The sequence below is a fragment of the Amphibacillus jilinensis Y1 genome, assembly GCF_000306965.1.
Classification (GTDB): domain Bacteria; phylum Bacillota; class Bacilli; order Bacillales; family Amphibacillaceae; genus Amphibacillus_C; species Amphibacillus_C jilinensis.
The window spans coordinates 59,321-73,308 of sequence record NZ_JH976442.1 but is presented as its reverse complement, the minus strand read 5'-3'; the positions used below and the strand labels follow the sequence as shown (position 1 = coordinate 73,308).

The 13,988-nt window shown below is 37.1% G+C and carries 16 protein-coding genes; 7 read left to right on the top strand and 9 right to left on the bottom strand.

Annotation, left to right across the window (positions count from 1 at the left end):
• Positions 1–8: 8 nt before the first annotated feature.
• Entirely contained in the window at positions 9–866 is an 858-nt protein-coding gene (locus tag B494_RS0116725; RefSeq protein WP_017473530.1) for a hypothetical protein, read from the bottom strand.
• 198 nt (positions 867–1,064) lie between these two features.
• Here B494_RS0116725 and B494_RS0116720 point away from each other — a divergent pair, with 198 nt between their 5' ends.
• The 3 genes from B494_RS0116720 to B494_RS0116710 all read left to right on the top strand — a co-directional run bounded on the left by B494_RS0116720 (position 1,065) and on the right by B494_RS0116710 (position 2,949).
• Positions 1,065–1,754: a BMQ_0737 family morphogenetic spore coat protein gene (locus B494_RS0116720; protein WP_017473529.1), complete on the top strand. Its 690-nt coding sequence runs from the start codon at positions 1,065–1,067 to the stop codon at positions 1,752–1,754.
• Between the two features lie 390 nt (positions 1,755–2,144).
• Complete coding sequence (locus B494_RS0116715; RefSeq protein WP_017473528.1) at positions 2,145–2,690, top strand: hypothetical protein; 546 nt, start codon at positions 2,145–2,147, stop codon at positions 2,688–2,690.
• A gap of 10 nt (positions 2,691–2,700) precedes the next feature.
• On the top strand, positions 2,701–2,949 hold the full coding sequence (locus B494_RS0116710) for a hypothetical protein (protein ID WP_017473527.1): 249 nt from the start codon (positions 2,701–2,703) through the stop codon (positions 2,947–2,949).
• 47 nt (positions 2,950–2,996) lie between these two features.
• On the opposite strand, the gene adhE is transcribed toward B494_RS0116710, so the two are convergent.
• The 5 genes from adhE to B494_RS0116690 form a co-directional block, all read right to left on the bottom strand.
• Positions 2,997–5,603 carry a bifunctional acetaldehyde-CoA/alcohol dehydrogenase gene (gene adhE / locus B494_RS0116705; protein ID WP_017473526.1) on the bottom strand — a complete coding sequence of 869 codons (2,607 nt, stop codon included), beginning with the start codon at positions 5,601–5,603 and terminating at the stop codon, positions 2,997–2,999.
• Between the two features lie 61 nt (positions 5,604–5,664).
• Positions 5,665–5,895 (bottom strand): hypothetical protein, encoded by a 231-nt coding sequence (locus B494_RS0116700; RefSeq protein ID WP_017473525.1) that lies wholly within the window; start codon positions 5,893–5,895, stop codon positions 5,665–5,667.
• 245 nt (positions 5,896–6,140) lie between these two features.
• On the bottom strand, positions 6,141–6,575 hold the full coding sequence (locus B494_RS19725; protein ID WP_017473524.1) for a pyridoxamine 5'-phosphate oxidase family protein: 435 nt from the start codon (positions 6,573–6,575) through the stop codon (positions 6,141–6,143).
• 367 nt (positions 6,576–6,942) lie between these two features.
• Positions 6,943–7,068, bottom strand: a complete 126-nt coding sequence (locus B494_RS21630) for an iron-containing alcohol dehydrogenase (protein WP_144032274.1) — start codon at positions 7,066–7,068, stop codon at positions 6,943–6,945.
• 425 nt (positions 7,069–7,493) lie between these two features.
• A complete protein-coding gene (locus B494_RS0116690; protein WP_017473523.1) occupies positions 7,494–7,814 on the bottom strand; it encodes a hypothetical protein in 321 nt (106 codons plus the stop codon).
• Between the two features lie 392 nt (positions 7,815–8,206).
• Here B494_RS0116690 and B494_RS21765 point away from each other — a divergent pair, with 392 nt between their 5' ends.
• Complete coding sequence (locus B494_RS21765; RefSeq protein ID WP_277422593.1) at positions 8,207–8,317, top strand: group II intron maturase-specific domain-containing protein; 111 nt, start codon at positions 8,207–8,209, stop codon at positions 8,315–8,317.
• 10 nt (positions 8,318–8,327) lie between these two features.
• On the top strand, positions 8,328–8,465 hold the full coding sequence (locus B494_RS21525) for a hypothetical protein (protein WP_241211441.1): 138 nt from the start codon (positions 8,328–8,330) through the stop codon (positions 8,463–8,465).
• A gap of 150 nt (positions 8,466–8,615) precedes the next feature.
• Here B494_RS21525 and B494_RS0116680 read toward each other — a convergent pair whose 3' ends face one another.
• A complete protein-coding gene (locus B494_RS0116680) occupies positions 8,616–9,788 on the bottom strand; it encodes an iron-containing alcohol dehydrogenase (RefSeq protein WP_017473522.1) in 1,173 nt (390 codons plus the stop codon).
• Between the two features lie 462 nt (positions 9,789–10,250).
• Here B494_RS0116680 and pflB point away from each other — a divergent pair, with 462 nt between their 5' ends.
• The gene (gene pflB, locus B494_RS0116675; protein ID WP_017473521.1) at positions 10,251–12,509 is read left to right on the top strand and encodes a formate C-acetyltransferase; all 2,259 of its coding nucleotides are present in this window, start codon (positions 10,251–10,253) and stop codon (positions 12,507–12,509) included.
• A 65-nt stretch (positions 12,510–12,574) separates the two neighbouring features.
• Positions 12,575–13,321 (top strand): pyruvate formate-lyase-activating protein, encoded by a 747-nt coding sequence (pflA, locus tag B494_RS0116670; RefSeq protein WP_017473520.1) that lies wholly within the window; start codon positions 12,575–12,577, stop codon positions 13,319–13,321.
• Between the two features lie 187 nt (positions 13,322–13,508).
• Here pflA and B494_RS21625 read toward each other — a convergent pair whose 3' ends face one another.
• Positions 13,509–13,751 carry a hypothetical protein gene (locus B494_RS21625; protein ID WP_026065297.1) on the bottom strand — a complete coding sequence of 81 codons (243 nt, stop codon included), beginning with the start codon at positions 13,749–13,751 and terminating at the stop codon, positions 13,509–13,511.
• 34 nt (positions 13,752–13,785) lie between these two features.
• Positions 13,786–13,977 carry a hypothetical protein gene (locus tag B494_RS21620; protein WP_026065296.1) on the bottom strand — a complete coding sequence of 64 codons (192 nt, stop codon included), beginning with the start codon at positions 13,975–13,977 and terminating at the stop codon, positions 13,786–13,788.
• Positions 13,978–13,988 lie beyond the last annotated feature (11 nt).

Below are 13,988 nucleotides of genomic sequence, written 5' to 3'. Positions count from 1 at the left end.
TTGCAGCACTAATCATGTGTAATGCCAAATAAGTCTCTTAGCTTTCTCAATAGAAGATGAATGGGTTTCTCCATCTTTATTTTCTCTTCAGTAAAGAATTCTTGTTCAATGTGAGCCTGAGTGGGTTCATTTTCGGTAGTAGGTTTTATAAGTTCTGACGGTTCAGGCTGAGCTATTTTTTGACTGGTTTCATGACCATTGCTTTGGGTTGAAGATTTTTCGGTAGGGTAATCTTCTAAGATTTTTTTCAATTGTTTTTCTTTTAGTTTTTCTAAGATCTTCTTTTTATCATAGTAAAATCTTGGTGTAGTTATAGGTTGATTTTGATGTTCTTTTTTTATAGGTATTAGGTAGGCGGTTTGATAAGATTGAAGATCTTGAAAATTAAAGGGTCTAGGTATATCTTCGCTATCATTCCCTTCGTTATCAATTCGTTCATGATTAACAGGGTGAGTAGCTTCCTCAGTTGAATCGGTCTTTTTTTCTGTTGTTTCAGACATGATCCACTCCACCTCCTTTAAATGGGATTCTAAATCAGAATGCGACAGGATAGTGATTAATTGATTAAATGCCTTTATATGAAATATTAACGAATCGATAACATGAGATTCAATGATTTCTTTCGATATTAAGGATTCTTTTTCTGTCAATGTATCTTGTAAACTGTTCAGCTTATTTTCCTGCTTATTCAGCTGCTCAACGAGTCGCGTGTTTTTCTCGATTTGTTGATTAAGTGCTTTAACAACCTCATGATATTTGTGTTGGAGTGTACTATATGCATGGCTTAAATCATTTGCTTGATAACTTCTAATTATTTTTTGGTAGCGCTCCTTTAAAGTAGGCCAATCCTCATTTAGCTCTGTCACTTTTATTCACCTCGGGCATTAGCATACATTATAATATATGCATGTTTTTAGCTTAGGTGTTTCGTAAAGGTGAATAATGATGAACAGATGCCCATTTTGAATAAAATGACCTGAAAATAGACTATCGCACAGAGCATAATAAGGTTATACACATATTTTGTTATTGAAATAAAAATAATCAGTAAAGGAGTAGAGCATATGTTAAATCGACCACCGCATCCCGAAGAAGAATTGCTTTGCTTTAATGCGGAGAAGGTTTATGACTGGGTTATTCTTCAAGAAACAGTAAATCAAAATGTACCAGCGGCTGATCTCGGTGCCCTTGCAATTGATCCTTGTGGACCAACCGTTAGCAATTTAGCAGTAAGATGCTATTTAATAGATCCAGCCACCGGAAATCCACTGCCACAAAATGCGGAAATTACTGTCGTTGAAACGGCGGATAGACAAGATCGCGAATTTATAATTGATGGTGTAGAAGTAGAATTGCAACGTGTAAGCTTTGAAAAGACATTATCGTTAGTTGTTGAATTTACTGGTTTTGACGGAACTACCCCATTTTTAGAAATATCTGATCCGATCGAGATTGAGATTCCTGAATCTGTTTTCTTATGTGCGCCAGAAGGTACACGGCTCGTTGTTCGGATTTCAGATGTAACCTGTAGTGCAACTGTAAATTGTGTTGCGACAGCATTAGAAAGTGTAGACATTTCTTTAAATGTATGCCAAAGCGTTCAAGCTGTTGCAGATGTTACATTAGAATTAGAAGCAAGTTTCTGTGAGCCGCGAGATCTGTTAGCTGTTGATGAATGTCCGACCCCGGTTATTCCACGACAATGTCCGGTTGTTTTCCCTGGGACATCAAAACCTTGTCCGCCTAAGAAATAGGTGTATCATTTGAGTTATTTTCATAAAAAGTGAAAATAGCTCTTTTTTTATCACATATAGCCGTCCGTCAAATGCCCGCCTAAAAATAGAGAGTAGATATAATCTATTTAGGCGGGAGCTAACGGATGCTAATGTCCTGATTCACGCAATTAGCAATCAGGAGGAGAACAACGAAATTGCCTCGGATTGAAGGTTCGTTTTTAAGTAAATTAAGAAAGCGGATAGTGAGAATATCAATCCTGATTATATGAATAATGAACAGGTTAACATGAATAACTTCAAAAGAGAAGGACAAGTTGTGCCTCTAAAAAAAATGATTGATCTGAGCAGAGATAAAAGCAATCATAATTAAAGCCATTTAACTATAAAATGTAATGGAGGTGTATAACAGTGACATCATGGTTGGAAGTAAAGACGAAACTAGAAGCTTTGGATCGTAGTTGGCAGGAACTTTATGAAAAAGCATCAAATTATTCTAGTCGAAATGCTAGTTTTAATAAAGTCATTTCTTTTTTGGCTTCGTCAATTGATATATCAAATCAAAGCGATGAATGGTCTTGTATAAATATGAGCTATCATATACTTAATGGGACAGTCAAACCACTAGAAAACCTAATAGTTTGCGTTAGGATAGATGCTTCTGTTCGTTATCAAATATCCGGGAAATACTTATTAGCTAAGGATAGGAGAGATCAGCAAAAAATCAAAGCCAACTGGCAGCTCTTAGAAGATCATCAAAATGGGGGAGAAGAATATTGGTTTAGCTATTTGGGTGAGAAGGTTAATGGAGCAGATCGAGCTGAACCCTTACATTTAACGTTGACTTGGCCAACTAAAGAGCAATATAAATTTAAAATAGATGCTTTCTATTATAGTAATAGGGATGAAGAAGGTTTACCTGTTGATAATCCGTTGTTACTAAATGTGACGAGTTAGGGGGTGAGTGATGTTCACAGAAAATATGCTACAACAGTTAGCAGTCGAGCTAGAGGCTGCTATAGTAGGAGAAGAGCCCCAAAGTAAATGGGTGAGCTATTTATTATGGATGCTGTTGAAAAGTAGTCAAGCAGGATTAGTTTTAACGGAAGATTCACCAATTCCTGGTGATATAGATCAGTTTTTAGATAGCTTGATTAGTCGTAATGTAAACCGATTGCAGCAACTAGAACAAAAAGAGAAGTCCTTCGTCGACTAGAACGAAGGACTTCTTGGTATATAAATATTCAAATAGGGGAGTGAAAGTTAACCTTTAAATGCGTTGCGATAAACCTCAGCTAGTTCAGTTACGAGTGGTAACTTCGGATTAGCTGTTGTACATTGATCTTCAAAAGCACGGTCTGCTAAATAATCAACTTTAGCTTCAAAATCTTTTTTGTCAACGCCATTTTCAGCAATGCTCATTGGTATATTAAGCTCTTTAGCTAGTTTATAAATAGCATTGACTAAGCTTTCAACACCTTCTTCAGTCGTTTTAGCAGGTAAGCCTAACGCTTTTGCGATTTCAGCATAACGCTGATCCGCAATAAAGTGCTCGTATTTAGGGAATGAAACAAATTTACTTGGCTTTTTAGCGTTATAGCGAATAACGTGTGGCATTAGAATCGCATTCGCACGACCGTGAGCGATATGGAATTCTGCACCTAGTTTGTGTGCCAAACTATGATTAATACCTAAGAAAGCATTAGCGAATGCCATCCCTGCAATCGTAGATGCATTATGCATTTTTTCACGGGCCACTTCATCACTACCATTGTGATAAGCTTTTGGTAAATATTCAAATACAAGTTGAATGGCTTTAATAGCTAAACCATCTGTGTAATCGTTAGCCATATTAGAAACATAAGCTTCAATCGCATGTGTCAGCACATCCATCCCAGTGTCTGCTGTAACTACTTTTGGTACGGTCATTACAAATTGTGGATCAATGATGGCTACATCAGGTGTTAACTCATAATCTGCTAATGGATATTTTACATTTTGTTGCTTATCTGTAATAACTGAGAATGAAGTAACTTCAGATCCAGTACCAGATGTTGTTGGGATCGCAACAAATTGTGCTTTTTGTCCTAATTCAGGATATTTGTAAACACGTTTACGAATATCTAAGAACTTCTGTTTTATCCCATTAAAATCTGTCTCTGGATGTTCATGGAATAGCCACATTCCTTTAGCAGCATCCATTGCTGAACCGCCACCAAGAGCAATAATAACATCAGGATTGAACGCATTCATTGCTTCTGCTCCACGCATAACTGTTTCTTTAGATGGATCTGGTTCTACGTCAGAGAAAATTTCGCAGTGTACGTAGTCAGAGCGTTTGCGTAGGTGATAGAGAACTTTATCGACATAGCCGAGTTTAACCATCATCGGGTCGGTAACGATAAAGGCTTTTGTGATATTAGGCATTTTTGCTAAATATTGAACTGAATTTTTTTCGAAATAAACTTTTGGTGGAACTTTAAACCATTGCATATTATTATTCCTTCTCGCCATTTTTTTAACATTAATTAAGTGCATAGCACCAACGTTTGTAGATACTGAGTTACCGCCATAAGAACCACAACCTAATGTTAATGACGGAATATAACCATTGTAAATGTCCCCGATCGCACCTTGAGAAGATGGCGCATTTGTGATCAGACGACCAGCTTTCATTCGTGCACCAAATGCATCAATAACCTCTTGGTCACTTGCATGAATCACAGCTGAGTGCCCTAAACCACCAAATTCAAGCATTTCTTCAGAACGTTGTAAACCTTCTTCAGCATTATTTACTTTAAATGCTGCTAAAACTGGGCTTAATTTTTCACGTGAAAGTGGATGATCTGGTCCAACACCAGTAAGTTCTGCAATTAGAATTTTTGTATCTTCAGGTACTTTAACGCCAGCCATCTCAGCAATTTTCACTGGTTTCATACCAACGATTTTTGGATTTACGGCACAAGTATCTTCATTGATAACAAGCTTTTCAACTTTTGTTTTTTCGGCTGCTGTCAAGAAGTGACAGTTGTTATCAATCATTTCTTGTTTTACTTGATCATAGATTTCTTTATCAACGATCATCGCTTGTTCTGACGCACAAATCATCCCGTTATCAAACGTTTTAGATAAAATGAGGTCATTGACAGCTCGTTTAACATTGGCTGATTTATTGATATAGCAAGGTACGTTACCTGCACCTACACCAAGTGCTGGCTTACCAGAGCTATAAGCTGACTTAACCATTCCTGGTCCGCCTGTAGCCAATATTGTTGCTACCTTAGGGTGTTTCATTAATGCTTGTGTTCCTTCAATTGAAGGTTTTTCAACCCATTGAATACAGTGCTCTGGAGCCCCTGCTTTAACTGCAGCTTCATATAAAATACGCGCTGCTTCAGAGCTACATTTCTGAGCGGATGGGTGGAAAGCAAAGATGATAGGGTTACCTGTTTTAATAGAAATGATAGACTTGAACATGGTCGTAGATGTTGGATTAGTTACAGGGGTTACACCGGCAACAACACCAATCGGCTCGGCAATTTCTACGATACCTTCATGTTCATTTTCACTGATGACACCAATTGTTTTATCATATTTCACGTTGTGATAAACATATTCAGTAGCAAAGATGTTTTTAATAATTTTATCTTCATATACACCTCGTCCGGTTTCTTCAACCGCTAATTTTGCTAGATACATATGTTGATCTAGACCAGCTAATGCCATCTCTTTAACAATGTCATTAACTTGTTCTTGTGTTAATTTTTTCATTTCTTTTAAAGCTTTCTGAGCGTTATTTGCTAACGCATCGATGCTTTCTGCTACAGTAGGTTCTTTTACTTCATTTTTCTTTTCGACTTTTGTGACCATAGGTTTTCCCTCCTAAGAATTTATGTGAAATAATGAGCAAACGAGTTCAAAAAAATAACACTTAAACAAGGACCGACGGGTTACGAGGAACTTTAACAAATGAGACATCGTTAAACATTCTAGTGTTGTTCTTAATGACAACAACATATTGTGTTGTCCAGATATAATTCGGAATGTCTTTTCCCTCTTCAAAATACACACCTTCGAAGTTGTCATTAACTTCTTCTTCAAAGTTTGCTTGCGTATAGAACTCTGCATCTGTCCCAAAATCTTTCCATGTTGTTAATATCATCTGATCCCCCCTCGTTCTTTCTGATTTCATCATAACATCTGTATGCGCTTACAAAATCACATAAATGTGACAGGTTTGTGAAATTATTCACATTAATTAAACAACTAAGTTTTTTTAAGACTTCAACCCTTGATATAATAAGGTTTGTGGTGTCTAAGTAGTATGTTTTTTTTGATTAAAACATACTACTTTTAGGTTGTGGCTGTTGCAGTTAGATTAAAATAGGGGCTATAACAGCACTTGTTTTAATCTGATATCGTTGGTTTATAACGATGGTTTTGATGGTCATTGGTATTTTTAAGATGGAACTCAGAAGGGGTAATTTTCAGTACTAGATAATTAGGATCTTCTGGACCAGAAAACCAATGCTTTAATTTGTCATTCCATAATCGGTCTTTAATCAAGGGTTCATCATGTAATTCACATTGTCCCTCAATCTCTAAATATTGATCGCCAATTCCTTCATATGAATAGCCAATGATAATATGCACATATGGATTTTGACGTAAATCGTCTACTTTATGTGTATCTTTGGATGTAGCGGTGTAAAGAGTGAAGTTATCATGAAAAAAAGTCATATAACGAGAATGGGGGCGTTGGTTAGCGATAGTAGCCATCGTTCCGATTTGATGATCATCTAATATTTTTATGATCGTTTGTTTAAGTTCTTGTTCATTCATTATTTATCACCTACTATAATTAATATTTAGTAGTATGTGCTGATCAAAAATTTTTATACTAAGAACTATTTCTTCTATAATATTTAATGGAAGAAACGCATCGAATCTGAGTTTGTGTTTCCGTATGTAACAGAGGTCTGTCATACGTTTTGACAGATTGGGGTGGGTGTTCGTTCTATGAAAAAGATGATGTGATAAAAAATCACACCATCTTTTTCATAGCTATAGATAGCTGTTGGTAAAACACCCATCTGAAAATAGTGGGAAGAGACCATCTATAATGGGTGTTAGCGGATGCTAATGTCCTTTTTCGCTCAACTACCAATCAATGTGAGAAGCGCGAAAACGGCTGCTGGTTGAAGTTTTTTTATAAACTCGCTTTGTAAATAGCGATTGAATCTTCTCGAGAAAGTGGTTTGAACTTTCCGAAACTAGGGTTGGCAATGACTGTTTTATCTGCCATTACTTCAATCGTTTCTTTTGATGGCCCCAAAATTGTCCATGCCTTAGTGGTGAGCGAAATGCTATTAGGATTATCATCGATGCATTTAACCAATATTGAATTAACGGTAAGGTGTAGGGGGGATTTTAGGTGAGTTGACTATTAAACTAAACGGTTGTTCTAGATTGTTATACTCTCAAAACAAACGCATTAAATACTCATTCCAATGATCCTAGAGAACAATATTATCTAATCGGAACAGTATAGGAAGTGAAAATGAGCTATAAGAATATATGATTGTTAAGATATCGACTGAAAATCAACATGATATATCATTCTTTTTATCGATGGCAGCTAAGGGACTATTTTAAGGATAAAACGGAAATAATCCACTGTGTCTATACCTCAGTGGATTATTTCGTCGCAGTACTTTTCAATTGGGGAAAGCCAACCTTACTTAATAATAATTTGTCACCTTATATAACTATGCTGATTACATAGTCTATACTGAAATATGTTGCAGTCGCAGTTATCCCTATAAAAGGAAGAGATAGTATCACTACTAACGATGCCTTTGGTAGGTGCATGGGTCCGAAGCTTCTGTTATTCAAAAAGTAATAAATGACAGGCATTGCTATTCCTATTCCTACTATAGAACTTATGGGTAATAAAGGGTCAAATTGATAAGGAGAAAAAAAACTACCAACCAAATATATTCCAATACTATAGAGAAGCATTTGCATGAGCAAGGATTTAAAAATGACTACCCTTGTTTCTATCTCTTTATCCGCTTCCATTAAAATTCTCCTCTCTTACTGCATTTGATCAAAATCACCTTAGCAGAGACAGTTATTATAACTTGGGTGAAGGGAAAAGAAGCCATAAAATACTCATAACAAGAACACCCAGTAATATTTTTGAATATCTAATCCCATCTATTTTACATTTATGGTATCATTTTTACATTTAAATGTAAAGTCATTACCATAAATAATTTTGTAAAGGTGTCTTGTTTCTACTGGCTTTAACTAATTATTTAAATTAAGAAAGAGGTTGTGATCGATAGTATTTACAAGCGTTGTTTAATTCTTAGGAAGGACGTTTCCCTTAGTGAGAAAGGTAGTTGGCTTTGCCTGTAGGAAAGATACTGAAAGATTAGAGATATGTATTAATTATAAATCAAAAAAATATGGAGAAAAGGAGTGAGACACTTAATCAATACTTAGTGGGATGGCTAGGTTATTACCAATTAGCAGAACCCCCCCTCTATATTCAAAGCGCTAGATGCCTGGGTGAGTAGAAGGTTGCGAATGATTCGGTGGAAAGAATGGAAGAAAACCACAACGAAAAAGAAAAATCTGATTCGTTGTGGTATTGAACCAGGTAAAGCATGGGAATGGGGGAACACGAGAAAGGCTATTGACGGACGTCACATAGCCCGATATTAGGTCGAGCACTTAATAATCAATACTGGGGGGCAGGTCAAGAACTTAAAAGTCTATTTGGTAGATACGAAACTGCACGTTGGACTTAAATGAAACCGCCGTATACCGAACGGTATGTACGGTGGTGTGAGGGGACGGGGGTTAATCACCCCCCTACTCGATTAGACTTGCTTGATAAATCGCAACAGAGTCCTCGCGTGTTAGCTTTTTAAAATTACCAAAGCTTGCATGCGCTGTGACTGTTTTGTCTGCCATTTCTGCAATGGTTTCTTCATTAATATTATAATCTGCTAATCGACTTGGCGCTCCGATTGACTTCCAGAAATCGCTTAGAGCGTCTATTCCTTTGATAGCAACCTCGCGATCCGAAAGGGCACCTTGTTCAATGTCAAAGACGCGCTCGGCGAATTTTTTGAAACGTGCCACGTTCTCATCTAGCACGTGCTTCATCCAGTTTGGGAATAAAATAGCCAGCCCACCGCCGTGAGGAATGTCGTGAACTGCAGAAACAGCGTGCTCTAAGTTATGTGTTGCCCAATCGCCTTGATAGCCCATATTGACCATCCCATTTAAAGCCATTGTCCCACAGTATAAAATAGTAGCACGATGCTGGTAATTTTCAAGGTCAGCTAGCAGTTTAGGGCTCGTTTCGATTACTGTTTTTAATAAGCCTTCTACCATCCGATCTTGAAATGGCGTATTGGTTTCGTGATGGAAATAATGTTCAAGTGCATGTGACATCATATCAACGATCCCATATACAGTCTGATCGCGTGGGATAGTATATGTATATGTAGGATCTAAAATAGAAAATCTAGGATAAGTGACCGCACTTCCCCATCCATGCTTTTCTTTTGTTTCCCAATTCGTAATCACCGAGCCTGCATTCATTTCCGAACCAGTTGCTGCTAACGTAAGGACAGTTCCGAACGGCAATGCATCCTTAGCTTGATATTTTTTTGTAACAATATCCCAGATGTCATGCTCCGATTTGGCGCCAGCTGCAATAGCTTTGACACAGTCGATTGTGCTTCCACCACCAACAGCTAAGATAAAATCAATTTGCTCATTTTTGCAGATCTCAATCCCCTTACGCGCTGTCGTGACGCGTGGGTTTGGTTCGACACCTGATAACTCAAATATTTCAGCGTTTATTTCATTTAAAAGATCAAGCACTTCCTGGTAGAGTCCATTGCGCTTGATGCTACCTCCACCATAAACGAGTAGCACACGGTTACCATAAGTGGGGATCTCTTCTTTTAAATGGTTTAACATATCCTTACCAAAAATAAGTTTTGTAGGGTTGTTAAAGATAAAGTTATTCACTTTATATCGCCTCCTTATTTATATAATGGTCACAAATAAAAGATAAGTAAAGTAATAAGCACAGTGGTGTTAGTATATGTCTTTGGATAGGAGGTTATGACAAACGGTGAAGCAAGAGGAATTTGTTGATATTTGGAATCCATTCAGATTCACCTGTATTAATATTAATATATAAAATAAGTAATACAGAATGACACAGAATAAATTACGTGTTAAAAAGGACGATGTATAACTTCAATTTCAATTAATTAAAATGCGATAAAAACAGCTAATATAGCGTTATCATAATTTAGATACTATATCATCGCTTTAGTTAACTAAAATTTGAACAAAATATGAACTTTTATTATAACAGTTTTAAAATGTGATCTTTTTCACTTTATTTTTAGCTAGTAAGGGTATATACTTTAAGTAAGATGATATGGTATTAAAAAAGTGTTGAAAAATGAGGAGGTAACGGAAATGAAAGTAGCAGAAGAAGTTACAAAAAATAATCCTTGGAATGGTTTCGTTGATGGTAACTGGCAAAAAGAAATTGATGTCCGTGACTTTATTTTAAAAAATTTCAATTTATATGAGGGTAATGAAGAGTTTTTAGCTGGACCGACAGATGCAACGAAAGCATTGTGGGATCGCGTTATGGATTTAACAAAAGAAGAACGTGAGCGTGGTGGTGTTTATGACTTAGATACAAAGATTGTATCAACCATCACTTCACATGATGCGGGGTATCTTGACAAAGGTAAAGAGAAGGTGGTTGGTGTACAAACAGATGTACCTTTCAAACGTTCTCTACAACCATATGGTGGTATTCGTATGGCGCAGGTATCAGCAGAATCTTATGGATATAAGCTAGATGAAGAAGTAGAGAAGATCTTTACGGATTATCGTAAAACGCATAACCAGGGTGTATTTGATGCTTATACTCCAGAAATTCGAGCGGCGCGTCGTGCAGGTGTGGTAACAGGTTTACCTGATGCTTATGGCCGTGGTCGAATTATTGGTGACTATCGCCGCGTGGCACTTTATGGTACAGACAAATTAGTTGAAGCGAAAAAAGCTGAGTTGGATTTAATTGGTGGAAATGGTGTCATGTCAGAAGATATTATCCGCGATCGTGAAGAGCATATGGAACAAATTCGTGCGCTTCAAGAACTTAAGCAATTAGGGGATATTTATGGTTTTGATATTTCTAAGCCAGCAACTACTGCTCAAGAAGCTTTTCAATGGTTATATCTTGGCTATTTAGCAGCAATTAAAGAACAAAATGGTGCTGCGATGAGTCTTGGTCGTGTCTCAACATTTTTAGATATTTATGTTGAGCGTGATCTTGAAAATGGCGTGCTAACTGAAGAAGAAGTACAAGAACTAGTTGATCACTTTGTTATGAAACTACGTCTAGTTAAGTTTGCTAGAACACCTGAATATAATGAATTATTCAGTGGTGACCCAACATGGGTAACAGAATCATTAGCGGGTATTGCTGAAGATGGGCGTCCGTTAGTAACGAAGAACTCTTATCGTTTCTTGCACACACTAGATAATTTAGGACCAGCACCAGAGCCTAACTTAACGGTATTATGGTCTGAGCAGTTACCAGATAATTATAAAAAATATTGTGCTGCGATGTCGATCAAAACAAGCTCAATCCAATATGAAAATGATGATCTGATGCGTACGCATTATGGCGATGACTATGGTATCGCATGTTGCGTATCGGCAATGCGTATTGGTAAGCAAATGCAATTCTTCGGTGCACGTGTAAACTTGGCAAAAGCTTTACTTTACGCGATTAATGGTGGTGTCGATGAAAAGTCAAAAGCGCAGGTAGCGCCTAACTACGCACCAATCACTTCTGAATATTTAGAGTATGATGAAGTTAAGAAAAAATATGATGTCATGTTAGATTGGTTAGCTGGTGTTTATGTGAATGCACTTAACATTATTCATTTCATGCATGACAAATATAGCTATGAAAGAATTGAAATGGCACTTCACGATCGTGAAGTCTTACGTACAATGGCTTGTGGGATTGCAGGATTATCAGTTGTTGCCGACTCATTAAGTGCAATTAAACATGCAAAAGTTCGTACGATTCGCGATGAAGATGGTATTGCTGTTGACTATGAAATCGAGGGAGATTATCCTAAATACGGTAACAATGATGATCGTGTCGACGAAATTGCTTCTGATTTAGTTAAAGCATTTATGAATAAGATTAAAAAGCATAAAACATACCGTCAATCCGTTCATACGCAATCTATTCTTACCATTACGTCAAATGTTGTCTACGGTAAGAAAACAGGAAATACACCAGATGGCCGAAAAGCGGGAGAACCATTCGCGCCTGGGGCTAATCCATTACATGGTCGTGATACAAATGGTTCGTTAGCATCATTGAATTCTGTTGCTAAAATGCCGTATGACTATTCATTAGATGGTATTTCTAATACATTCTCAATTGTTCCTAAAGCACTTGGTAAAGATATAGACACTCAAAAAGCCAACCTTGCGGCGATGCTTGATGGATATGCTAAGAAAAAAGGTCATCACTTAAATGTTAATGTGTTTGATCGTGAAACATTGTTGGATGCTATGGAGCACCCTGAGGAATATCCGCAATTAACCATTCGTGTGTCTGGCTATGCTGTTAACTTCATTAAGTTAACAAGAGAACAACAGATCGATGTTATTAATCGTACTTTCCATGATAGTTTATAAATAATTCTAGCTGTAGGAGAAGATTTATCTTCTCCTACTTTTATCAAATTTAGGAGGGGAACAACATGAAAGGTCGCATTCATTCAATAGAAACCTTAGGTACAGTAGATGGTCCTGGTTTGCGGTATATCATTTTCACCCAGGGATGCCTGTTACGTTGCCAATTTTGCCATAACCCAGATACATGGAAGATGACCGGTGGTAAAGAGATGACAGTTCAAGAAATTGTTGAAGATGTTAAATCTTATATTCCATTTTTCGAATCTTCTAATGGTGGTGTGACAGTTAGTGGTGGAGAACCATTGATTCAAGCCGAATTTTTACTTGAATTATTTACTGAGCTTAAGAAATTGGGTGTCCATACATGTATTGATACATCTGGTGGCTGTTTCAGTCGTTCACCTCGTTTTATTAAAACTTTAGATGAGCTAATGGAAGTAACTGATTTGATTTTATTTGATTTGAAACAAATTGATAACGATAAGCATAAAGAACTTACCGGTGTGTCTAATGAGCACATTCTTGATATGGCACGTTATTTGGATGAGAAGCAAGTGCCAATTTGGGTACGGCACGTGTTGGTTCCGGGTGGCAGTGATGATGATCAATTGTTACAGCGCTTGTCGGATTTCATTACAACTTTATCTAATGTTGATCGAATCGATGTTTTGCCCTATCATAAGTTAGGTGTTTACAAATGGGAGAATTTAGGTCTGTCTTATCCGTTAGAAGGTATAGAGCCACCTTCTGAAGAACGGGTGAAAAATGCAGAGGCTATTTTAACGCGGAAAAAGAGTATTGCTTTAACATAAATTGAACGTTCAATGTGTAGGGGGGATTCGATTTTCTCCCGGTGATTTTATTTGTCGCTATCTTTTGAGAGTAAACACGCACGATTTTTATCGTGCGTGTTTTTTGCGTTATAAGCAATTGAATTTAACAAAGGAACATACTAAAAAAGGAAAGAATACACGGTTTTGTGCAAAATGAATCTGATCGTCATTTTCCTACATAATAAGTTTCTGGTGGTCCAAGATAGCTAGCTTTTGGCTTATTTGCTTTGGAATAAATAACGAGCTTTTCTAAGACAAATCCTGGACTGATAGCATAGATGCGTAGCAAATTTACACCTTTCTTGACTTTAATTGTACTAACGTGCTTATGGATATTATTTAGCACCCCTTCTGCCCAGGTGTGGCCGTTAACACGGTAGTCATCAGGTAGAATGTTAACTGTTTTCACATCATCATCGTTAATTTGAATGCCGCAAAATAGCTTACTTACTTTGGTTACTGGATTTAGACGGCTGCATGTATAGTTCTAGCTCATAGTTGCCTGCTTCTGTTAACATAAATTGATAGTCGAGATAAGGAGCATCTTTTTTGAGCACAAAATGCTCTGTCGTTGGGAAGGCTTTAACGGCGGATAAGGTTTTACCGTAGCCTTGGATCACTTGGAATTGGTTCAATTCACCTTTTG